Consider the following 23,419-nt stretch of genomic DNA (forward strand, 5'->3'; position numbering starts at 1 on the left):
ATGGACGCCTGGCCCCGCTGCCTCGAACGCCTCGAAGCCGAACTCCCGGCCGAGGACGTCCACACCTGGCTCAAACCGCTGCAGGCCACCCGCCGCGACCAGGTGACCGTGCTGTACGCACCCAACGCCTTCGTCGTCGAGCAGGTACGCGAACGCTACCTCGCCCGCATCCGCGAACTGCTCGGCCATTTCGCCGGCAGTCCCGAGGTCAGCCTGGAGGTCGGCTCGCTGCCGCGCGCGCCGGCCCCGGCCCCGGAAACGCGGGTGATCACGACCGTGGCCCCGACCTCGCCTCCGGCGGCGCCGTTCAACGGCCACCTCGACAGTCACTACACCTTCGACAACTTCGTCGAGGGCCGCAGCAACCAGCTCGGCCGCGCCGCCGCCTGGCAGGCCGCGCTCAAGCCCGGCGACCGCGCCCACAACCCGCTGCTGCTGTACGGCGGCACCGGCCTGGGCAAGACCCACCTGATGTTCGCCGCCGGCAACGCGATGCGCGCCAACAACCCCGGCACCCGGGTGATGTACCTGCGCAGCGAGCAGTTCTTCAGCGCGATGATGAAGTCGCTGCAGGACAAGACCATGGACGCGTTCAAGCGCCAGTTCCAGCAGGTCGACGCCTTGCTGATCGACGACATCCAGTTCTTCGCCGGCAAGGACCGCACCCAGGAAGAGTTCTTCCACACCTTCAATGCGCTGTTCGACGGCAAGCAGCAGATCATCCTGACCTGCGACCGCTACCCGCGCGAGGTCGACGGCCTGGAGCCGCGTCTGAAGTCGCGCCTGGCCTGGGGCCTGAGCGTGGCGATCGAGCCGCCGGACTTCGAGACCCGCGCCCAGATCGTGCTCAGCAAGGCGCGTGAGCGCGGCGCGCAGATCCCCGAGGACGTCGCCTTCCTGCTGGCCAAGAAGATGCGCAGCAACGTGCGCGACCTGGAGGGCGCGCTCAACACGCTGACCGCGCGCGCCAACTTCACCGGCCGGGCGATCACCGTGGAGTTCGCCCAGGAGACCCTGCGCGACCTGCTGCGGGCGCAGCAGCAGGCCATCGGCATCCCCAACATCCAGAAGACCGTGGCAGACTACTACGGCCTGCAAATCAAGGATTTGTTGTCGAAACGGCGGACCCGCTCGCTGGCCCGTCCGCGCCAGATGGCGATGGCGTTGACCAAGGAGCTGACCGAGCACAGCCTGCCGGAGATCGGCGACGCCTTCGCCGGCCGCGACCACACCACGGTGCTGCATGCCTGCCGGCAGATCCGCACCCTGATGGAGACGGACGGCAAGATGCGCGAGGACTGGGACAAGCTGATCCGCAAGTTGAGCGAATGATCGACGCGCCATCGCGCCTGCCGGCGTCTCCGGGCAGGCTGACAACGGTGGCGGAATCGCTCGAAAGACGTGAAATCCGGTGGATGTGAACAGGAAAGGGAATATTCTGGACGGCATGCGTACAAGCTGTGGACAACTGCACCGCCGCCGCAAGGCTCGAAACTTGTCCACAGCTTGTACCCGCTTGTCAGATCGGTTTCACAAAGGTTCATCCGAAGAAATTTTCGTTTCAAAACAAACGGTTGTGGCAGTTTTCCCGCGTTTTCGGCGACACCACCACCACCACGTTTTTGATTTATCCAATCTTTTGTCTTGGGCATAGGGGAGCGGTTGAGCATGCGTTTCAGCCTGCAACGTGAAGTGTTTCTCAAGCCGTTGGCGCAAGTCGTCAACGTGGTCGAACGGCGCCAGACCCTGCCGGTGCTGGCCAACCTGCTCGTACAGGTCAAGGACGGGCAGCTGTCGCTGACCGGTACCGATCTGGAAGTCGAGATGGTGTCCAGGATCGCGGTCGACGATGCCGCCGATGGCGAAACCACGATTCCGGCACGCAAGCTGTTCGACATCGTGCGCGCCCTGCCCGATGGCAGCAGCGTCACCGTCAGCCAGAGCGCCGAGAAGATCACCGTGCAGGCCGGGCGTTCGCGCTTCACCCTGGCCAGCCTGCCGGCGAACGACTTCCCGGCGATCGACGAGGTCGAAGCCACCGAGCGGGTTCGGGTGCCGGAAGCGTCCCTGAAGGAGCTGATCGAGCGCACCGCCTTCGCGATGGCCCAGCAGGACGTGCGCTACTACCTCAACGGCCTGCTGTTCGACCTGCGCGAAGGCAGCCTGCGCTGCGTCGCCACCGACGGCCACCGCCTGGCCCTGTGCGAAGCCGAGCTGGACGGCGGCAACGGCACCAAGCGCCAGATCATCGTGCCGCGCAAGGGCGTGACCGAGCTGCAGCGCCTGCTCGAGGGCGGCGACCGCGAAGTCGAGATCGAGATGGGCCGCGGCCACATCCGGATCAAGCGCGACGATGTCACCTTCACCAGCAAGCTGATCGACGGCCGCTTCCCCGACTACGAGGCGGTGATTCCGATCGGCGCCGACCGCGAAGTGCTGATCGATCGCGAGGTGCTGCGTGCCTCGCTGCAGCGTGCGGCGATCCTGTCGAACGAGAAGTACCGCGGTGTCCGCATCGAGGTCTCGCCGGGCCAGCTGAAGATCAGCGCGCACAACCCGGAGCAGGAAGAGGCGCAGGAAGAGGTGGAGGCCGACACCAAGGTCGACGACCTGGCTGTGGGCTTCAACGTCAACTACCTGCTGGACGCGTTGACCGCACTGCGCGACGAACAGGTGATCCTGGCCCTGCGCGATGCCAACTCCTCGGCGCTGGTGCGCGAGGCCGGCAACGAGCGCAGCCGCCACGTGGTGATGCCGCTGCGGCTGTAGTTGCCGCCGAAGGAGCCTTCTGGTTCCACGTGGAACATCGACGCCCGGCCCCGTGCCGGGCGTTTTCTTTGTGGGGCGTAGCGGCTCGCAATGGAGATATTGCGATTCGGGTCCAATCGCGGCTTACGCCGCTCCTACGAGAATCTGCCTCCGAACCTGGTTGGCCGCCGCCGCGCCTGCGAGGCTATTTGGGGAACGCCGCCGTCGCGCTTCCGCACCCCGGCACGCACCTGCTGCCGTGCTGCGCCCGCCCCGCCTGCCCCGCCCGATCCAGCCCTCCCCAGCCGTGCCCGGCCCCTTTAAGCTTTGCCGATGCAGATCACCCGCCTCGACCTCCGCCGCTTTCGCCGTTTCGACGAGGTCAGCCTGGCGCCCGCCCCCGGCATCAACCTGATCACCGGCGACAACGGCGCCGGCAAGACCTCGCTGCTGGAGGCCATGCACCTGATGGCGTATGGCCGCAGCTTCCGCGGCCGGGTTCGCGATGGACTGCTGCAGGCGGGCGCCGAGGCGCTGGAGGTCTTCGTCGAGTGGCGCGAGCATGGCGGCGACGCCGCCGGCAACCGGGTCCGCAAGGCCGGCCTGCGCCATAGCGGTCAGGACTGGACCGGGCGCCTCGACGGCGCCAATGTCGCCCAGCTCGGCGACCTGTGCGCGGCGCTGGCGGTGGTGAGCTTCGAGCCCGGCAGCCATGCCCTGGTCACAGGCAGCGCCGAGACCCGCCGTCGCTACCTCGATTGGGGGTTGTTCCACGTGGAACATGAGTTCCTGCCGCTGTGGCGACGCTACGCGCGGGCACTGAAGCAACGCAACGCCCTGCTCAAGAGTCGGAGGCTCGGCGACGGGCTGGATGCCTGGGAGCGCGAGCTGGCCGAGGCCGGCGAGCCGATCAGCCGCCGTCGCCAGCTGTACCTGGAGGACCTGCAGGCACGGCTGGCGCCCTTGCTGGCCGGCTTGGCCCCGGCGCTGGGGTCGGTCGAACTGGAATACCTGCCGGGTTGGCGCCGCGAGGCGGTGTCGCTGGAGGACGCCCTGCTGCTGGCCCGCGATCGCGATATCCAGAGCGGGCACACCTCGGTCGGTCCGCATCGCGCCGACTGGCGCATCCATTTCCCCGGCCTGCCCGGACGTGAAGCGCTTTCGCGCGGCCAGGCCAAACTGACCGCGCTGTCGGCGGTGCTGGCCCAGGCCTCGCACCATGCGGCGATCCGCGGCGGCTGGCCGGTGATCGCGCTGGACGACCTCGGTTCCGAACTCGATCGCGTCCACCAGGGCCGGGTGCTGGAACACCTGGTCGCCAGCGATGCCCAGGTCTTCATCACCGGTACCGAGCCGCCCCCGGGGTTGGCCACGGTGGCGGTCGAGGTCGCGAGGTTCCACGTGGAACATGGTGCGTTGGCGCGTCAGTAACGCCAATCCGCGGTTCCGGTCGCGGTTGCGACAGGTCCGCGTCCGCAGCCGCGCGCGGGGGCGTCGAGCGCGGCCGCCGGGGCCCGGGTGAACGCGGGCAGGCCCTTGCTGCCCGGGCCGCCGGAGCCCCCTGCCCGGCTGCTATACTCGACTGTCGCTTTTAGCCAATGTGTATGGACGCGTCGCGCTTATGCGGCCGCGTTGCCGGAGCCTGTTGCCCCAATGACCTCATCCGAGCACGACCCCAACTCCCCCGATACCCAGAGCGAGTCCGTCCAGGACCCCGCCGTGCCCCAGACCTACGACTCCAGCAAGATCACCGTGCTGCGTGGTCTGGAAGCGGTGCGCAAGCGTCCGGGCATGTACATCGGCGACGTTCACGACGGCACCGGCCTGCACCACATGGTGTTCGAGGTGGTCGACAACTCGGTCGACGAGGCCCTGGCCGGTCACGCCGACGACATCGTGGTCACCATCCACGAGGACGGCTCGGTCTCGGTGCTGGACAACGGCCGCGGCATGCCGGTGGACGTGCACAAGGAAGAAGGGGTGTCCGCGGCCGAGGTGATCCTCACCGTGCTGCACGCCGGCGGCAAGTTCGACGACAACAGTTACAAGGTGTCCGGCGGCCTGCACGGCGTCGGCGTGTCGGTGGTCAACGCGCTGTCCTCGCACCTGTGGCTGGATGTGTGGCGCGACGGCCACCACCACCACCAGGAGTACGCGCTGGGCGAACCGCTGGCACCGCTGCAGATCCTCGAGGCCACCGAAAAGCGCGGCACCAAGCTGCGCTTCAAGCCGGCGGCGGAGATCTTCACCGACACCGAATTCCACTACGACATCCTGGCCAAGCGCCTGCGCGAGCTGTCGTTCCTGAACTCGGGGGTGAAGATCACCCTGGTCGACGAGCGTGGCGAGGGCAAGCGCGACGTGTTCCAGTACGAGGGCGGCATCCGCTCCTTCGTCGAGCACCTGGCCCAGCTCAAGACCCCGCTGCACCCGAACGTGATCGCGGTGTCCGGTGAAGCCAATGACATCACCGTGGACGTCGCGATCCAGTGGACCGACGCCTACCAGGAAACGATGTTCTGCTTCACCAACAACATCCCGCAGAAGGACGGCGGCACCCACCTGGCCGGCTTCCGTGCCGCCCTCACCCGCACCCTGTCCAACTACATCGAAGCCAATGGCATCGCCAAGCAGGCCAAGATCAGCCTGTCCGGCGACGACATGCGCGAAGGCATGATCGCGGTGCTGTCGGTGAAGGTGCCCGACCCCAGTTTCTCCAGCCAGACCAAGGAAAAACTGGTCAGCTCCGACGTGAAGCCGGTCGTTGAGAGCACGTTCGGTGCACGTTTGCAGGAGTTCCTCGAGGAAAACCCCCACGAGGCCCGTGCCATCTGCGAAAAGGTGGTCGACGCCGCGCGCGCGCGCGAGGCCGCGCGCAAGGCCCGCGACCTGACCCGCCGCAAGGGCGCGCTCGACATCGCCGGCCTGCCCGGCAAGCTCGCCGACTGCCAGGAGAAGGACCCGGCGCTGAGCGAGCTGTTCATCGTCGAGGGCGACTCCGCGGGCGGCTCGGCCAAGCAGGGCCGCAACCGCCGGACCCAGGCGATCCTGCCGCTGAAGGGCAAGATCCTCAACGTCGAACGCGCGCGCTTCGACCGCATGCTGTCCTCGGCCGAGGTCGGCACCCTGATCACCGCCCTGGGTACCGGCATCGGCAAGGACGAGTACAACCCGGACAAGCTGCGCTACCACCGCATCATCCTGATGACCGACGCCGACGTCGACGGCAGCCACATCCGCACCCTGCTGCTGACCTTCTTCTACCGGCAGATGCCGGAGCTGATCGAGCGCGGCCACGTCTACATCGGGCTGCCGCCGCTGTACAAGATCAAGCAGGGCAAGACCGAGCTGTACCTGAAGGACGACGCGGCGCTGGACGAGTACCTGGCCAGCCACGCGGTCGAGAACGCCAGCCTGGTGCCGGCCGACGGCGAGCCGCCGATCACCGGCGCGGCGCTGGAGAAGCTGCTGCTGGACTACGCGTCCGCGCGCGAGGTGATCGCCCGCAACCAGCACCGCTTCGACCCGCGCGTGCTCGAGGCGCTGATCGACTTCACCCCGCTCGACCCGGCGCGGTTGCAGGACAACACCGACGAGCAGCACGAACTCGACGCCCTCGCCGCGCGCCTCAACCGCACCGGTCTGGGCCAGCCGCGCTACGCGCTGGCGTTCCAGCCGGCCAACGACCTGCAGCCGGCCGCGCTGCGGATCGAGCGCACCCACATGGGCCAGACCGTAACCCAGCTGCTGCCGCTGGCCGCGTTCGAGGGCGGCGAGCTGCGCGCCCTGCGCGAGGCCGCCGACCAGTTGCACGGCCTGATCCGCGACGGTGCCCAGATCGTCCGCGGCAACCGCGCGCAGCCGGTCGAGAGCTTCGCCCAGGCCCAGACCTGGTTGATGGACGAAGCCAAGAAGGGCCGCCAGATCCAGCGCTTCAAGGGCCTGGGCGAGATGAATCCCGAGCAGCTGTGGGAAACCACGGTCAATCCGGAGACCCGTCGCCTGCTGCGCGTGCGCATCGAGGACGCGGTCGCCGCCGACCAGATCTTCAGCACGCTGATGGGGGATGTGGTGGAGCCGCGCCGCGAGTTCATCGAGGACAACGCGCTGAAGGTCGCCAACCTCGACGTCTGAGTCCGGGCATGCGGCCGCGCGGCTCCAGTGGCACTACGCTCGGCCTTCCTGGCCTCGCCAAGTACCCCGCGCCCTTCGCACAGGGAGCCCGGGCTTCGTGGCCTGCCATCGGGCAGCCCACGTGCCTGTGGCACCCGCCCTCGCCCACGCCGCGATGAGCCGCCTCGACCTGCCCGCCTCGCCGCCGGCCGCCGCCGCACCGACCGGCCCGGGTCGTGCCCTGTTCGGTTTCGTGGTCGACCTGCTGGCGGTGGCGGCGGTGTCGCTGCTGCTGAGCACCGCCCTGGTCTCGCTGTGGATGCTGTGGAGCGCGCTGGGCGCGAGCGGCGGCGACCCCGCCGCGGTCGCCGCGCAGCTGCGGCAACAACCGCCGCAGCCGCAAGGCGTGGTCCTGGTCTGGATCACCCTGCTGTCGATGCTGCCGGCGGTGTTGCTGGTCTACTTCCTGCGCCGCCGTGCCGACGTCGGCGAGCGCGCGGCATCCCGCGCGGCGCTGGCGCGCACCTCGAGCTGGGCCTGGATGCTGGTGACCGGGCTGGCGGTATCCGGTCTGGGCATGCTGATCAACTGGATCGGCGAGCGCCTGGGGTCGACCCCGGTGCCGAGCAATGTGGCGATGGTCGAAGCCGCCTTCGCTGACAGTCCGCTGTTCATGCTGGGCTTCGCGATCGTGCTGGCGCCGGCCTATGAGGAGTTGCTGTTCCGCCGCGTGTTGTTTGGTCGCCTGTGGCGCGCTGGGTATCCGATCCTGGGCATGCTGCTCAGCGGCGCGGCCTTTGCCCTGGTCCACGAACTGCCGGGACTGAGCGACAACCCGTGGCCGGCGATGCTGCAGCTGTGGCTGGTCTACGGACTGATGGGGGTGGCGTTCGCCTGGGTCTACCGCCGTACCGGCACCCTGTGGGCGGCGATCGGCGCGCATGCGCTCAACAATGCCCTTGCCTGCGCGCTGCTGCTGTCCGCCGGCGGCTGAGCCGCCGGTCCGTCGGCCCCGACCGTTCGTGCGACCGGGTGAAACCGTAAAGGCCCCTCGGCCGTACCCGATTACGGAACGTTAATCCGGGTTGGGCTACAACGAGCCTGTTCACGCAAGGGGCCGCCACATGCACAGCACAAACCCGTCGCCCGACCGGGCCCGCGCGCCTGTCGCCGCGGGCTGGCGCCCGCTCGCCGCCGGCCTCGCGCTGGCCGCCCTGCTCTCGGCCTGCGCCACCACCACCTCGCCCACCGGCCGCACCCAGGTGGTCGGCGGCATGTCCGACGCCCAGCTCCAGCAACTGGGCATCCAGGCCTTCGATCAGGCCAAAAAGAGCAAGAAGATCAGTACCAATGCGGCACAGACCCGCTACGTGCGCTGCGTGGTCGACTCGATCACCCGCGAACTGCCGGCACAGCAACAGAGCGGCTGGGAGGTGGCGCTGTTTGTCGACGACGAGCCCAATGCCTTTGCCCTGCCTGGCGGCAAGGTCGGCGTGAACACCGGCATCTTCAAGGTCGCCAGGAACCAGGACCAGCTCGCCGCGGTGGTCGCCCACGAGGTCGGTCACGTGATCTCCAACCATCACGACGAGCGCATCACCCGCCAGATCGGCGCCCGGACCGGGCTCGGCCTGCTCGGTGCCCTGGTCGGCTCGCGCTACGGCCAGAACGCCGCCAATACCACCGGCCAGCTCGGCGGCGCGGCGGTCCAGGCCGGCCTGCTGCTGCCGAACAACCGCACCCAGGAAACCGAGGCCGACGTGGTCGGGCAGCGTCTGATGGCGCGCGCCGGCTACGACCCGCACCAGGCGGTCGACCTGTGGAAGAACATGCTCGCCGCCAGCAGCGGACAGCCGCCGGAATGGCTGTCGACCCACCCCAACCCGGCCTCGCGGATCCAGGAGCTGGACCGCCGTGCCGACAGCCTGGCGCCGGTCTGGCAACAGGCCCGGGCCGGTGGTCGCCAGCCGCGTTGCGGCTGACACCGTCCCCCTGCACCGTCGGCGAGCCGCGCTCGGGCAACAAAAATGTAACAACGTCAACCCAGTATGCCGCGATCACGCGTTTCTGGTAGCGTGACCGGCCCGCAGACTCCGATCTGCCGGATTACGACCCCGCTTCCGACCCAGGACGGTCGCAGTATCCAGAAAGGTGACTCGATGAATGCAACCACGCCCCGCCACCTCAACCTGCTCGCCGCCGCCATTGGCGCGGTGCTCGTGTTCGGTGGCGTCTCGCAGGTCAACGCGCAGAGCGCCCAGCAGCGCGCCGAGGAGCGCCGCGAACGTCAGGCCCAGCGCGGTGGCCAGGCCGAGTCCAGTGTCGACTATCCGGATGCGACCCGCGAAGAGCCCAGGACCAAGGCCTCCTCGCGGATGTCGTCGAAGCTGCAGAAGATGATGGACCGCTACGACGACGACGAGGGCGCCGAGGCGATCGCGATCGCCGAGGAGATCATGGCCAACGAGAAGGCCAACGCCTACGACAAGTCGTTCGCCGCCCAGATCGCCGCGCAGAGCGCCTACGACAGCGACGACACCGCGAAGGCGATGGACTATCTCGGCAAGACCCTGGAATTCAACGGTCTGGACAACAACGGCCACTACGGCGCGATGCTGATGCTGGGCCAGTTGCAGATGCAGGAAGAGCAGTACGACCAGGCCCTGGCCACGATCGACCGCTTCTTCGCCGAGACCAAGAGCACCAAACCCGATCACCTGGTGATCAAGGGTAATGCGCTGTACCGCATGGAGCGCTACCCGGAGGCCGCGACCGTGCTCAAGCAGGCGCTCGACGCCGCCGACGAGCCGCGCAACGATTGGCAGCAGCTGCTGATGGCGACCTACTTCGAGACCGGACAGACCGCCGAGGCGGCCGCCCTGGCCGAGGCGATCGCCGCCCGCAACCCGGGCGACAAGCGCGCCCAGCTCAACCTCGCCGCGACCTACCAGCAGGCCGACAACTTCGCCAAGGCCGCCGAGGTGCTGGAGAAGCTGCGCGCGGCCGGCCAGCTGAGCGAGGACCGCGAGTACCGCCAGCTGTACGCGACCTACCTCAACATGGACGGCAAGGAGCGCGACGCGGCCAACGTGATCAAGGAGGGCCTGGACAAGGGCATCCTCCAGAACGACTTCCAGAACAATCTGGCTCTCGCCCAGTCCTACTACTTCTCCGAGCAGATCGGACCGGCGATCGAGGCCTACCGCAAGGCCGCGCCGCTGGACGACGACGGCGAGACCTATCTGAATCTGGCCAAGGTGCTGTGGCAGGAGGACCGCATCGCCGAGGCCAAGGAGGCGGCGCGTCAGGCGCTGGCAAAGGGGGTCAAGCGCCCCGAGGAAGCCAAGCAGATCACCTCCCTGCCTGGCGGTTGATCGGCGATCGATCAATACGACAAAAGGATGGGCCTCCACTTGGAACGACGAGACCCATTTGGTATAAGCTAGGAGGTTCGGGCGCGGCTAACGCGGCGTCCGGGCCATCACCAACGCCCGCGGCGTCAGACGTTGCGGAAACACCTCCCCGAGCTGACGGCGCATGACGCAAGACCTCGAAAACCACGTTCATAACGACGATCGCGACGAAGGCCTCAATTGGGCCCGCATTGCCGGTATCACCATGGCGATCACGGTGCACGCCGCGGCCCTGCTGCTGCTGCTGGCCCCGATGGCTCCGCCGCCGCCCAAAGAGCAGAAGGAAGAGGTCACCCTCGTCAATCTGATCAAGCCGCCGCCGCCGCCGCCCCCGCCGCCGCCGCCGCCGCCGGAGCCCCCGAAGGAGCTCAAGCCGCCGCCGAAGATCGCGCCGCCGCAGCCGACCCAGCTGCCGCCGCCGCCGGAAGAGCCGCCGGTCGTGTTCGAAGATCCGAGCCCGGTCGACGTCCAGGCCCCGCCGCCGGCTCCGCCGTCGCCGCCGCCGCCGGCCACCACCATCGGTTCCAGCGTTGATCCGTCCTCGCGCCGGCTCAACCCGCCGCGTTATCCGCCTACCGAGGCCCGTCAGGGTGTCGGCGGTACCGTGGTGCTGGTCATCAGCATCGACGCCCAGGGCAACGTGCTCGACGTGTCGGTGGAGAAGTCCAGCCGCAACCGCAATCTGGACCGCGCCGCAATGGAAGCTGCACGCAAGTGGCGGTTCAATCCGGAAATGCGCAACGGCGTGGCCGTGGCCAGCAAGGTGCGCGTCCCGGTCGATTTCGTCCCGCCGCGCTGATCGGGCCGGCAGGACGGGCAACAAGGCAACACCACACCGGGCAATACGTTTCAACTTTCCTAAAGAAACGCTCCGCTCTTTCGTAACTGCTTTTTCCTTCCACGACATTCAAAGGTAAGCGTCATGCTGCAGGAAACCACCACCGCTGCCACTGCCGGAGGCTCCAACGCCGAAGCTCTCCAGCAGATGAGCTTTGGCCACATGATCCAGAACTTCGATACGGTCGCCTGGATCGTGTTCATCACCCTGGTGACCATGTCGGCCATGTCGATCTACTGGATGATCTACAACTTCGTGAAGAACATGCGTCTTCGCGCGAGTTCCGACCGCGTCATCAGCACCTTCTGGGAAACCCCGAACGCGCAGGACGCGATCCGCTACATGGAAGAGCAGCCGCGCAGCGAGCCGTTCTCGAAGATCGCCCTCGACGCCGCCCAGGCCGCCTCGCACCACCAGCGCCATGAAGGCTCGCGTCTGGTCGAGTCGCTGAACCGCTCCGAGTTCGTCGACCGCGCCCTGCGTCAGGCCGTCACCCGCGAGAGCTCGGGCCTGGAGTCGGGTCTGACCCTGCTGGCCTCGGTCGGTGCGACCGCGCCGTTCGTCGGTCTGCTCGGCACCGTGTGGGGCATCTACCACGCCCTGATCCGCATCGGCATGAGCGGCAACGCGTCGATCGACGCCGTGGCCGGTCCGGTCGGCGAGGCGCTGATCATGACCGCGATCGGTCTGTTCGTCGCGATCCCGGCGGTGCTGGCGTACAACTTCTTCACCCGCCTGAACCGCGTGACGAACAACAAGTTCGACACCTTCGCGCACGACCTGCACGACTTCTTCGCCACCGGTTCGCGCGTCGGCGACATCGGCGGCAAGCGCTAATACCAGCCGTCGTCACACACGCGATTTTGGAGTTCGAACATGGCTTTCAGTTCTGGCGGTAGCGGCGGCGCAATGGCCGACATCAACGTCACGCCTCTGGTGGACGTGATGCTGGTGCTGCTCATCATCTTCATGATCACTGCGCCCCTGATGACGCACAAAGTGAAGGTGGAGCTGCCCGAGGCCAACCTGGACGAGAAGCAGGAACCCCTGCCGACACCGCCGATCACGGTGGCGGTGCTGGAGGACGGCTCGTTGTTCTGGAACGACGAGCCGGTCACCAAGGACATGCTCGAAAGCCGCTTCTCGGTCGAGGCGCAGAAAACGCCTCAGCCGCAGGTGAACGTGCGTGGCGACAAGACCACCAAGTACCGGATCGTCAACGAAGTCGTGAAGACCGCGCAGTCCCAGGGCATGCGCAAGGTCGGCTTCGTCACCATCGCCGATCGCGGCAACTAAGGGAGCGCAGCTATGGCTTTCACTACTGGTGGCAGCGGCGCGATGGCCGACATCAACGTCACGCCGCTCGTCGACGTGATGCTGGTGTTGCTGATCATCTTCATGGTGACCGCACCGATTGCCAGCTATCCGGTCGATATCTCGCTGCCGCAACGCAGCGTCAACCCGCCCGAGGTCAAGAGCGATCCGCCGCCGCCGATCAGTCTGCGGATCGACGCCAGCGGCACGGTCTACTGGAACGACTCGCCGGCACCGCTGGCCGAGTTGCAGGCCCGGATGACGTCGGAGGTCCAGCGCGACCCGACCAATCAGCCGACCCTGGAGATCGACGCCAACGGCGACGCCGCCTACGGCACCCTGGCCAAGGTCCTGACCGCGGCCAAGAACGCAAAGATGGAAAAGATCGGCTTCGTCGAGAACTGATCGACCGCCGGAACCGATCGACGTTTACCGTCGTGATGATTCAATTGAACGCCGCCCCGATGGGCGGCGTTTTTTTTGCCCGCCGCGAAGCCGCAACTCCGCAGCAGCAGCGGCGCCGCCGGCGATCGCCATGCGCGCGAAACTCCCATGCTCTTCGCAGGAGCGGCGTAAGCCGCGATGGGGCCTTGCCGGAAAGGTCCGGGTCGCAGCTCACGCAGCTCCTACGAAGCCCCGATCCCCGGGCCGCGCCCGGGAATCCCCAAAGTTTGCTTCGCAAACCTCGGGCCCCACCGTTGCGCTGCCACACCCCCATTCGCGCCTGCGGCGCGAATCGCCCCCTGACTCAGGGGCCTGGGGTCATGAGGCAGACAAACGATTTTCGTAGGAGCGGCGTAAGCCGCGATGGCGCTTTCCTATGAACGCCAGGTCGCGGCTCACGCCGCTCCTACGGGTAGCAGAAACTTTCGCGATTGCCAGCCGGCGGCGGTGCGGGTAACGTCGAAGGCGGGCATCGGGCCCATGACAGGAGGGCGCCATGGCAGTTTCCGTGCAGTCCCGCAGTCCGTTCGACAATGCCCGCGGTTCCGCCGCGCTGGCCGAGATCAACATCACCCCGCTGATCGACGTGATGCTGGTCCTGTTGATCATCTTCATGGTGATCGCGCCGGTGGCGACGCGATCGCTGGACGCCCGCCTTCCGCAGCCGTCGAAGCTGGAGCCGAACCCGCAGAAGATCGAGAAGATCGAACTGCTCGCCCGCGGCAACGACCGTTTCAGCCTCGATGGCGTGGTCATGGATTCGGCGATGCTGGCCCAGAGCCTGGCCGCCCGTGCCGCCAGCGGCGAGCCGCAGGTGCTGATGGTCGGTGCCAGCGACGACGCCGACTACCAGGCCTTCGCCGACGCGCTGAAGCTGGCCCGCGCCAGCGGCATTGGCGAGATCGCCCACGCGCAATGAGCGCGGCCGGTCCCGGGGCCCGGCCCCGGGACCGCAACGGCGATCGCGACGCGGAACCCGTGCTCAGCCGTCGCCGCGTTCGGCGGCGGCGATGATGGCCAGATAGCCGCGCACGGTCGCGGCCAGACCGGCGTAGAGCGCCTCGCCGATCAACGCGTGACCGATCGACACCTCCTGCACGCCGGCGACACCGCCGAGGAAGCGTCCCAGGTTGGCCTGGCTGAGGTCGTGGCCGGCGTTGACGCCCAACCCGGCCGCGCCGGCGCGTGCCGCCGCCCCGGCGAAACGCGACAGTACCGCCGCTTCGTCGGCCCGGCCGAACGCCTCGGCATAGGGGCCGGTGTAGAGCTCGACCCGGTCGGCGCCGCACTCGGCCGCGCACTCGATCCGCGACTGCTCCGGCACGGTATGGGCGTCGGCGAACAGGCTGACCCGGCAGCCGAATGCCTTCAGCTCGGCGACCAGCGGGCGCAGTGCCTCGCCATCGCGGACGAAGTCGAAGCCGTGGTCGGAAGTCAGCTGGGCGTCGCCGTCGGGCACCAGGGTCGCCTGCGCCGGACGTACCTGATCGCACAGGGTCACAAAGCCCGGGTAGCCCGGTCGTGGCGGCGCGAACGGATTGCCCTCGAGGTTGAATTCGACCCCGTATTCGCGGGTCAGCTCGGCCAGCGCGTACACATCGTCGGCGCGGATATGGCGCGCGTCCGGGCGTGGATGCACGGTGATGCCATGGGCGCCGGCATCCAGGCAGGCCCGCGCGGCCTGCACCACGTCCGGCTCGCCGCCACCGCGCGAGTTGCGCAGCACCGCGACCTTGTTGACGTTGACGCTGAGTACGGTCATCGCGACAGCTTAGCGCGGCCGCGACGGCAATGGTCGGGTGTCGCCCGCCGGGGCGGGGCGATCGTGGCTCAGTGCGGCGGTTCCTGGCCGACGGTGGCGCTGTTCTGCGCGGCCAGCCGGCGCGCCTCGGCCTGTTCGCGCATGCGCTGCAACTCGGCCGGGTCGAGGATGTAGGACTCGTCGCGGCTGCGACTGCCCACGCGCTGCGCGAGCAGGCCGAACACCCAGCCCAGCAACAGCAGCAGCGACAACAGCAGCCACAGCGCGAGCACGCCGGGCGTCGACGCCTTGAACGCGGCCGCCAGCGCGGCCAGGGCGAGCAACAGGGAGAGCCAGGGCATCATCGGAACGGTTCCAGCGGGACGGCCCCCGCAGTGTACCCACGACCGCCGGCGATGCGCCTCCGGTCATGCCCGCTCAGGGGCCGCTGGTCGGAGTCCGGCGGGCCGTATCCGGCGATCATGGGGAAGCCCCGTCGCGGCTCGCGCCGCTCCTACGGGTCGTGGGAGCAGGCGGTTGCGGACGGCGATGGCTTGATACTTCCACCTTCAGCTCCGTCCCTATCCTGTAGGAGCGCCTCCCGTAGGAGCGGCGTATGCCGCGATCCCCGGCTGCGCCGGGGAATCCCCAAAGTTTGCTTCGCAAATCTCGGGCCTCACCGTAGCGCTTCCACACCCCCATTCGCACCTGCGGCACGAGTCGCCCCCTGACTCAGGGGGAACGATATCCGGCTGCGCCCGGGTATCTCCCAAGGTTTGCTTCGCAAACCTCGGGCCCCGCCGCTGCGCTTCCACACCCCCATTCGCATCTGCGATGCGAATCGCCCCCTGACTCAGGGGGGAACGATATCCGGCTACGCCCGGATATCTCCCAAAGTTTGCTGCGCAAACCATGGCCCCTGCCGTAGCGCTGCCACACCCCCATTCGCATCTGCGATGCGAATCGCCCCCTGACTCAGGGGGATGGGTTCACGAGGTAGACAAACGCTCTTCGTAGGAGCGGCGTGAGCCGCGATCCTCGGGGTGGCCCCGGAAATCGCTGCGTCCCGCGGCCGCGATCACGGCAATGCGATCAGAGCAGCGGCGATACCAGCCGTGCCAGCGCCTCGGGCAGGCGCGCGGTCCACAGCGGCCGCTGGCGGCGGTCGCACACCGGGGTGCAGCTTTCGCACTCGTGCTCGATCAGCGCGGCCAGTTCCCCGGCCAGGCCGGTATCGCGGAACAGCACGCAGACCTCGAAGTTGAGCCGGAAGCTGCGATTGTCGAAATTGGCGCTGCCGACCAGGACCAGATCGTCGTCGCAGAGCAGGGCCTTGCTGTGCAGCATGCGCGGGCCGTATTCGTAGATGCGCACGCCGGCGGCCAGCAGTTCGTCGAAGTAGGAGCGCGCCGCGTAGGTCACCAGCCGGCTGTCGCTCAGCCGTGGCACCAGCACGCGCACGTCCAGGCCGCCCAGCGCCGCCGAGGTCAGCGCCATGCGCGCGGCCTCGCCGGGGACGAAGTACGGGGTCACCAGCCACACCCGCCGCTGCGCGGAGTGGATCGCGCTGACGTGCATGCGGTGGATGGCCTCCCAGTTCGAGTCCGGACCCGACATCACCACCTGCGCGGCGATCGCGCCGGGTACCCGTGCCGGCACCGGTAGACGCAGCGGCGGCGCCCCGGTCGCATAGGCCCAGTCCTCGACGAACACCAGTTGCAGCTCCAGCACCGCATTGCCCTCCAGGCGCAGGTGCAGGTCGCGGTAGGCGTCGTCGCGCAGGCGCTCGTCCTCCTCGTCGGTGATGTTGATGCCACCGGTGAACGCGACCCGGCTGTCGATCACCACGATCTTGCGGTGGGTGCGCAGGTTCAGCCACGGACGCTTCCAGAAATAACGCATCCGCAGCGGATGGAACCAGGCGACCTCGCCGCCGGCATCGAGCAGCGGCTGCAGGAAACGGCGCCGGGTCTGGCCGGAGCCGACCGCGTCCAGCAACAGCCGCACCCGGACCCCGGCGCGGGCGCGTTCGATCAGCGCGTCGCGCAGCGCGGTGCCGGTGCGGTCGGGCTGGAAGATGTAGTACTCCAGATGGATGTGCTCGCGCGCCGCCGCCACCGCCTCCAGCAGCGCGGTGTACTTGGCGGCGCCGTCGATCAGCAGATCGACCCGGGTGGCGGTGGTTGGCGGCAGGTCGGTCAGCGCCTGGCCCAGCCGTGCCAGCTCGATCGCGTCCGGGTCCGGCAGCAGGCCGCGCGGTGGCGCCGGCAGCGCGGAACGGCTGCGGTGCCGGCGCAGCCGTTGGCGGTGGATCCGCTGCGGGCCGAAGAAGTAGTAGACGAAGAAACCCACGTAGGGCAGGGCGGCCAGCGAGATCAGCCAGCTCAGCGTGGCCGCCGGCTCGCGCTTCTGCAGCACGATCCAGCCGCCCAGCCAGACCAGGTACAACAGCCAGCCCACGCCCAGGTAGTAGCCCAGGTGCGGGATCGAGGTCAGCGATTGCCAGAGATCGGTCAGCACGGTGGGCGTGGCGAGGGCAGGGGAGGCGTCATGCCCGGTCGCCGACCGGCGTCGCGGCGGATGCGACGCCGGCGGCGTAGGCTGTCTGACGATGGATGATGCCCGGAAAATCGTTGCGCCGTCTGCACGGCAGGTGAAAGGCCGCGGCGCCGCCTCGCGGATCGAGGGCCGCTTCGCGACCACCCGCACCGAGGCCGCCGACGACGGCTGGGACTCGCTGGCCGGCGCGCTCGCCGACCAGGACGAGGGCCTGCGTCATCCGGCGACCCAGGTGCGCGAGGAGCGCGCGCGCAGCGTGATCAGCCGCAACGACTCGCCGGACATCGGCTTCAGCCAGTCGGTCAATCCCTACCGCGGCTGCGAGCACGGCTGCGTCTACTGCTTCGCACGGCCCTCGCATGCCTACCTGGACCTGTCGCCGGGGCTGGATTTCGAGACCCGGCTGTTCGCCAAGACCAATGCCGCCGAGCGCCTGCGCCACGAGCTGTCGAAACCGTCCTACCGCTGCGCGCCGATCGCGCTGGGCATCAATACCGATGCCTACCAGCCGATCGAACGCGACTACCGGATCACCCGCCAGTGCCTGGAGCTGCTGGCCGAGTGCCGGCATCCGGTCAGCTTCGTCACCAAGGGCGCGGCGATCCTGCGCGACCTCGACCTGCTGGCGGCGATGGCGAGCGAGCGCCTGGTCACCGTCTACGTGTCGGTGACCACCCTCGACAACCGCCTGTCGGCGCGGATGGAGCCGCGCGCGGCGGCGCCGCACACCCGCCTGAAGGCGATCCGGGCATTGGCGGAGGCGGGCGTGCCGGTCGGCGTGCTGGTCGCGCCGGTGATCCCGATGATCAACGACCGCGAGCTGGAGGCCATTCTCGAAGCCGCCCACGCCGCCGGTGCGCGTTCGGCCGGCCATGTGCTGCTGCGCCTGCCGCACGAGCTCAAGCAGGTCTGGCGCGAGTGGCTGCAGCTGCACTATCCCGACCGCGCCGACCACGTGATGAGCCTGATCCGGCAGATGCGCGGCGGCAAGGACTACGACAGCGCGTTCGGCACCCGCATGCGCGGCAGCGGCCCGTTCGCCGAGCTGATCGCGCAGCGCTTCCGCAAGGCCCAGAAGCGCCTGGGCTACGGCCGCCTGCCGCCATTGGATTGCAGCCGCTTCGTCGCACCGCGGCGAGCCTCGCCGCAGGGGGACCTGTTTGCGTAGCGCGCGTGGACGCCGGGACTCGCGCCGGTTGCGGAGATCGTTAAGGGGCGCGAATGCAAGACAACACGCAACGGGGCGAATTCGCCACTTCAGGTAAACAATCGCGCTTGTATCTGAAATCCGGGCCGTGCAAGCATCGATCAAGCGCCGACAGGAACGCGTCCGGCGCGCTCGGAAACGAGTCACCCATGGATATTCGGTCCGCAACGGACTGAAAAGGAAAGGGAAAACGCATGCATCTTTCAGGTCTCGCGCGCCGCGTGGCGCGCCGTGTCGGCGCATCGGACAATGCGCGGTCCAGCGGCAAGGCCCCGCCGGCCAGGTCGTTGGCGAGGGTGAGGTTGGCGAGGGTGGGGCTGGCCTGCCTGCTGCTCGCCGCGACGCCGGCCCTGGCGCAGACCACGACGCCGCCGTGGACGCTGGAAGTCGAACATGCCGAACAGCCGCGCACGGTGGTGGGCACGTTCGAGACCCAGGAGGAGGCCGAGTCCGCGCTGTGGGACGTTCCCGGACCCAGCGACGCCGAGGGTGCCTACGCCTATGTGAAGAGCCAGAAGCTGCTGCCGGTGGACGGGGTCAACACCACGATCGTGTTCACCCTCGGCGCCGAACAGCCGCTCGATCCGGAATGGGGCTATTGGGCCCTCGGCAGCGACTATGTCACCGAGGCGGCGATGCTGGTGGGAATGGAGGCCTTCTACAGCCCCAATCACGAGCCGTCCTGCGGCGAGATGTCGATCGAGCCGAGCACCGAATGGGCCGCGATTTCTCCCTAGGTCGAGGGGCGCGAGGAACAGCGCTACTACGACGTCAACATGCAATTCCGGGCGTCCGATGGCAGCTGCGGACCCTTTGTCAGCGCAGGCTATGCGACGCGTTCGCGGCGCCTGCAATGCCCAATTCCCTACACCGAGTGGGACGACGACCACCAGGCCTGCGTGCGCCCGGACGTGGTCGCCTACCTCACCGGCCCGGTGCAGCCGGACGAGTGCTCCCGGGGCAACCCCTGCGACGTCCAGACCGGCGCCAAGTCGCAGCCGGAGCTGGATTTCGACCTGGGCTGGGTCAGCTTCGTGCGCACCTTCCGCTCCTCGCAGGTCGCGCGGCAGTCGAACTTCGGGCCCGGCTGGAGCCATTCGCACGAGCTGCGGCTGTCGGTGAGCGGCGACCATGCCCTGCTGAGTGAAGGCGGTGGCCTGCAACGTCCGTTCCGTCGCGTTGGCGCGGTCTATGTGGCCGCCGATGCGTCGGGCGACCGGATCAAGACGGAGACCGGCGGTGGCTGGACGCTGTCGGCGGCGGATCGCACGGTCGCCTTCGACGCCCAGGGCCGGATCGCGCGCACCACCCGCGAGGACGGCACCTTCCTCGACTACGCCTACGATGCGGCGGACCGGCTGGAGCACATCACCCATTCCACCGGCCGCCGACTCGACTTCCTCTACGACGGCACTACCCGCCACGCGCCGATGGACGCGATCCAGCTCGACGGCGTCCAGCTGGTGTCCTACGGCTATCTGAGCGACATCGAAGGTCAGATCAGCTACGTCGGCCTGGGCAGCGGCCAGTACCGCGACTACCACTACGAGGACGAGCGCTACCCCTACTTCCTGACCGGCGTCACCGACGAGCGCGGCATCCGCTACAGCTGGTTCGAGTACGACGACGACAGGCGGGTGGTGGCGAGCTACCACGACGGCGGCGCCGACGGCGTCACCCTCGCCTACGGTGCGGCGCAGACCGTGGTGACCGACGCGCTGGGCGCGCAGACCACCTACGACCTGACCCCGCAGACGGCCGGGCTGCCCAAGGTCGGCGCGGTCACCGACGCCGCCGGCACCGTGACCCGCGAGTACGCCGCGGCCGCCGTCGATTTCCGTCGCCGGCTGGTGCGCAGCGTCGACCGCGCCGATGTCGAGACCCTGCATACCTATACCGAGGCGGTCGACGATGGCCTGCCGGTAAGCGTGCACACCATCCGCGAGGCCGCGGGCCTGGCGTCCGAGCGCACCGTCGTGGTGCGCACCGCGACCGACAGCAACCGTTTGGTGTCGGTCGAGCAGGGCGACCGCCGGGTGGACGTGGTCCGCAACGCGCGCGGACAGCCGCTGTCGGTGAGCACCACCGATCTGGTGTCCAGCCAGGTGCGGACCACGACCTACGGCTACTGCGAGGCCGCCGATGTCGCGGCGCCGGGCAGCACCTGCCCGCAGCTGGGCCTGCTCAAGACGGTCGACGGCCCGCGCACCGATGTCGCCGACACCCGCAGCTTCAGCTACCACCCCGCCGACGACAGCGGCTGCGCCACGCCCACCGGCGCCTGCGACTTCCGCAAGGGCGACCTGTGGAAGGTCACCAACGGCCTGGGCCAGGTGCAGGAGATCCTGGCCTACGACCCGGCCGGACGCGTGCGGGCCACCCAGGATGCCAATGGCGTGGTCACCGCCTACGGCTACACGCCTCGCGGCTGGCTGGCGGGCGTGCAGGTCTGGGGCGAGACCGAGGCCGACGACCGCACCACCCTCATCGACTACCTGCCCAGCGGCCAGGTCAGCCGCATCACCCCGCCCGACGGCGCCTGGATCGAGTACGACTACGACGACGCGCAACGCCTGGTGGCGGTGCGCGACAGCGCCGGCAACAGCCTCCAGTACACCCTGGACCTGGCCGGCAATCGCCTGGCCGAGGAGAGCCGCGACAGCGGCGACGCCCTCAAGCGCAGCCTGTCGCGGGTCTACAACCAGCTCGGCCAGCTGGCGACCCAGGCCGATGCCGGCGCCAACCCGACCGACTTCACTTACGACGCCAACGGCAATCTGGAGACGGTCACCGACGCGCTCAGCCGGGTGACGCAGAACGACTACGACCCGCTCAACCGCCTGATCGGTACCCTGCAGGACGTGGGCGGCATCGAGGCTTCGACCGCGTTCGAGTACGACGCGCTCGACAACCTCACCAAGGTCACCGACCCCAAGGGCCTGGACACGGTCTACAGCTACAACGGCCTCGGCGATCTGACCCAGCTCGACAGCCCGGACACCGGCGTCACCACCTACCAGTACGACGCCGCCGGCAACCGCAGCAGCCAGACCGACGCCCGCGGCGAGACCACCGGCTACGGCTACGACGCGCTCAACCGCCTGACCTCGGTGAGCTACAGCGACAGCAGCCTGGACGTGGCCTATGCCTACGACAGCGTCCAGCCCGGCTGCGCCGCCGGCGAGACCTTCGCGATCGGCCGCCTGAGCCGGATCAGCGACGGCTCAGGCCACACCGACTACTGCTACGACCGCTTCGGCCAGTTGGTGCGCAAGGTCCAGGTCACCAATGGCCAGTCCTTCACCCTGCGCTACGCCTACACCCAGGCCGGCCAGCTGAGGCTGATGACCTATCCGGACGGCACCGAGGTCGACTATGTCCGCGACGGCCAGGGCCGCACCAGCGAAATCGGCGTCACCGCGCCCGGCGGCAGCCGCGAAGTGCTGTTGAGCAACGCCAGCTGGTACCCGTTCGGCCCGGTCGGGGCCTGGACCTTCGGCAACGGCCGCACGCTGTCGCGCACGCTGGACCTGGACTACCGCCCGCAGTCGATCCTGAGCACCGACACCGCATCACCCACCAGCGGAGGTGGTCTCGACCTGGGCTTCCGCTTCGACGCGGTCGGCAACCTGACCAGCCTGCACGGCGCCGATCGTGCCGAACCGCCGCGGGTGCGCCTGGACTACGACGCGCTGAGCCGGCTGACCGCGTTCCGCGACGGCCCGACCGGCACCGCGATCGAAAGCTACGGCTACGACGCCACCGGCAACCGCACCAGCTTCACCAATGCCGGCGGCACCCAGGCCTACAGCTATCCGACCGACAGCCATCGACTCGGCGCGGTCGCCGGCGTGGCCCGCGGCTACGACGCGGTCGGCAATACCACCGCCATCGGCGGCACGAAGGAATACGTCTACAGCGCCGCCAACCGCCTGAGCGCGGTCAAGCAGGGCGGCGCGGTGACGATGCACTACGGCTACAACGGCCGCGGCGAGCGCGTGCATCGCCACCTGGGCAGCGACGTCACCTACAGCGTCTACGACGAAGCCGGCCACTGGGTCGGCGACTACGACGCCAGCGGCGCACCGAAGCAGCAGGCGATCTGGCTCGACGACCTGCCGGTGGGCCTGCTCAACGGGGCAACGACTGCCAGCAACCGCCTGCACTACATCGAACCCGACCACCTCGGCACCCCGCGCGCGGTGATCGAACCCCAGCGCGACGTCGCGGTCTGGACCTGGGACATCGCCAGCGAAGCCTTCGGCAACAGCGCCCCCAACCCCGACCCCGACGGCGACAGCACCGCCTTCGCGCTGGATATGCGCTTTCCGGGTCAGCGTTACGATGCCGCGAGCGGACTCAACTACAACTACTTCCGGGACTATGAGGCGGGAGTGGGGCGGTATTCGCAGCCGGATCCGATTGGGTTGCTGGGGGGGTTAAGTACTTACTCCTATGTCGGAGGAGAGCCAACAAGCTATATCGATCCGCTTGGACTGCAACACCAAGTACATATGCCTCGCGTCGGGCCAATCAATGCTGCGCAAGCGAACAGAATCGTCTCGTACGGAACATCACCCCAGTACCAAGCTGCAGTCCAGGCAGGCATTCCAGTGGAAAGCCCGATGCCATGCCAGTTCTGTAATGATGTTGATAGGTTGACTGAAAAGTATATTAAAGTCTGGTCGTATGCCGCCATTACTGCATGTCCAGTATCGCTTGAAGCGGCAGCAGCTGGATGGTTCGGGAGAATGTTTGGAGCAAGATTGGCAGTTACCTTCCCAAGGGCTGCGGGGCAAATTAAGCACATATTCAGAAACAAAGTTGGACATCTACCTGACACCCCGGCGAATCGTAGATTGCTCTCTGGTGTGGCAAGCAATCCCGCGAATCGAATTGGCATTGACCGATTTGGAAGCGTGTGGTCTTCCTTTATAAGGTCAGATGGCACCCAAGTTTGGGTTTCGACCAGGAACGGAGTTATTCAGAATGGTGGAGTGAATCAAGTGCCAAAGAGTTTTCCGAACATAGTTGAGCCATGA

18 protein-coding genes are annotated in these 23,419 nt (G+C 68.0%); 15 read left to right on the forward strand and 3 right to left on the reverse strand.

Features of this window, described 5'->3' with window-relative positions; translation table 11 throughout:
* The 12 genes from dnaA to C9I47_RS00060 all read left to right on the forward strand — a co-directional run bounded on the left by dnaA (position 1) and on the right by C9I47_RS00060 (position 13,789).
* Positions 1-1,332 carry a chromosomal replication initiator protein DnaA gene (gene dnaA / locus C9I47_RS00005; protein WP_111264902.1) on the forward strand — a complete coding sequence of 444 codons (1,332 nt, stop codon included), beginning with the start codon at positions 1-3 and terminating at the stop codon, positions 1,330-1,332.
* Between the two features lie 336 nt (positions 1,333-1,668).
* Complete coding sequence (gene dnaN, locus C9I47_RS00010; RefSeq protein ID WP_111264903.1) at positions 1,669-2,769, forward strand: DNA polymerase III subunit beta; 1,101 nt, start codon at positions 1,669-1,671, stop codon at positions 2,767-2,769.
* A 312-nt stretch (positions 2,770-3,081) separates the two neighbouring features.
* Positions 3,082-4,179 (forward strand): DNA replication/repair protein RecF, encoded by a 1,098-nt coding sequence (gene recF / locus C9I47_RS00015; protein WP_111267865.1) that lies wholly within the window; start codon positions 3,082-3,084, stop codon positions 4,177-4,179.
* 222 nt (positions 4,180-4,401) lie between these two features.
* Positions 4,402-6,882, forward strand: a complete 2,481-nt coding sequence (gyrB, locus tag C9I47_RS00020; protein WP_111264904.1) for a DNA topoisomerase (ATP-hydrolyzing) subunit B — start codon at positions 4,402-4,404, stop codon at positions 6,880-6,882.
* A gap of 154 nt (positions 6,883-7,036) precedes the next feature.
* Positions 7,037-7,855 carry a CPBP family intramembrane glutamic endopeptidase gene (locus tag C9I47_RS00025; protein ID WP_111267866.1) on the forward strand — a complete coding sequence of 273 codons (819 nt, stop codon included), beginning with the start codon at positions 7,037-7,039 and terminating at the stop codon, positions 7,853-7,855.
* Positions 7,856-7,985: 130 nt separating this feature from the next.
* Positions 7,986-8,843, forward strand: a complete 858-nt coding sequence (locus C9I47_RS00030; RefSeq protein WP_111264905.1) for a M48 family metallopeptidase — start codon at positions 7,986-7,988, stop codon at positions 8,841-8,843.
* 177 nt (positions 8,844-9,020) lie between these two features.
* Positions 9,021-10,235: a tetratricopeptide repeat protein gene (locus C9I47_RS00035; protein ID WP_111264906.1), complete on the forward strand. Its 1,215-nt coding sequence runs from the start codon at positions 9,021-9,023 to the stop codon at positions 10,233-10,235.
* A gap of 163 nt (positions 10,236-10,398) precedes the next feature.
* Complete coding sequence (locus C9I47_RS00040) at positions 10,399-11,073, forward strand: energy transducer TonB (protein ID WP_111264907.1); 675 nt, start codon at positions 10,399-10,401, stop codon at positions 11,071-11,073.
* 123 nt (positions 11,074-11,196) lie between these two features.
* On the forward strand, positions 11,197-11,949 hold the full coding sequence (locus C9I47_RS00045) for a MotA/TolQ/ExbB proton channel family protein (protein ID WP_111264908.1): 753 nt from the start codon (positions 11,197-11,199) through the stop codon (positions 11,947-11,949).
* 39 nt (positions 11,950-11,988) lie between these two features.
* Positions 11,989-12,408: an ExbD/TolR family protein gene (locus tag C9I47_RS00050; RefSeq protein ID WP_111264909.1), complete on the forward strand. Its 420-nt coding sequence runs from the start codon at positions 11,989-11,991 to the stop codon at positions 12,406-12,408.
* 12 nt (positions 12,409-12,420) lie between these two features.
* Positions 12,421-12,831, forward strand: a complete 411-nt coding sequence (locus C9I47_RS00055) for an ExbD/TolR family protein (RefSeq protein WP_111264910.1) — start codon at positions 12,421-12,423, stop codon at positions 12,829-12,831.
* 535 nt (positions 12,832-13,366) lie between these two features.
* The gene (locus C9I47_RS00060; protein ID WP_111264911.1) at positions 13,367-13,789 is read left to right on the forward strand and encodes an ExbD/TolR family protein; all 423 of its coding nucleotides are present in this window, start codon (positions 13,367-13,369) and stop codon (positions 13,787-13,789) included.
* Between the two features lie 63 nt (positions 13,790-13,852).
* On the opposite strand, the gene C9I47_RS00065 is transcribed toward C9I47_RS00060, so the two are convergent.
* The 3 genes from C9I47_RS00065 to cls all read right to left on the reverse strand — a co-directional run bounded on the left by C9I47_RS00065 (position 13,853) and on the right by cls (position 17,131).
* The gene (locus C9I47_RS00065; protein ID WP_111264912.1) at positions 13,853-14,632 is read right to left on the reverse strand and encodes a pyridoxine 5'-phosphate synthase; all 780 of its coding nucleotides are present in this window, start codon (positions 14,630-14,632) and stop codon (positions 13,853-13,855) included.
* Positions 14,633-14,700: 68 nt separating this feature from the next.
* The gene (locus tag C9I47_RS00070; RefSeq protein WP_111267867.1) at positions 14,701-14,973 is read right to left on the reverse strand and encodes a hypothetical protein; all 273 of its coding nucleotides are present in this window, start codon (positions 14,971-14,973) and stop codon (positions 14,701-14,703) included.
* Between the two features lie 730 nt (positions 14,974-15,703).
* The gene (gene cls / locus C9I47_RS00075; RefSeq protein WP_111264913.1) at positions 15,704-17,131 is read right to left on the reverse strand and encodes a cardiolipin synthase; all 1,428 of its coding nucleotides are present in this window, start codon (positions 17,129-17,131) and stop codon (positions 15,704-15,706) included.
* A gap of 91 nt (positions 17,132-17,222) precedes the next feature.
* On the opposite strand from cls, the gene C9I47_RS00080 reads away from it, so the two are divergent.
* From C9I47_RS00080 to C9I47_RS00090, 3 genes are all read left to right on the forward strand, one after another.
* Complete coding sequence (locus C9I47_RS00080; protein ID WP_111264914.1) at positions 17,223-18,338, forward strand: PA0069 family radical SAM protein; 1,116 nt, start codon at positions 17,223-17,225, stop codon at positions 18,336-18,338.
* Positions 18,339-18,571: 233 nt separating this feature from the next.
* Entirely contained in the window at positions 18,572-19,114 is a 543-nt protein-coding gene (locus C9I47_RS00085; protein WP_145985366.1) for a hypothetical protein, read from the forward strand.
* 39 nt (positions 19,115-19,153) lie between these two features.
* The gene (locus tag C9I47_RS00090; protein WP_111264916.1) at positions 19,154-23,419 is read left to right on the forward strand and encodes an RHS repeat-associated core domain-containing protein; all 4,266 of its coding nucleotides are present in this window, start codon (positions 19,154-19,156) and stop codon (positions 23,417-23,419) included.

The sequence above is a fragment of the Marilutibacter maris genome (assembly GCF_003233695.1).
GTDB lineage: Bacteria > Pseudomonadota > Gammaproteobacteria > Xanthomonadales > Xanthomonadaceae > Marilutibacter > Marilutibacter maris.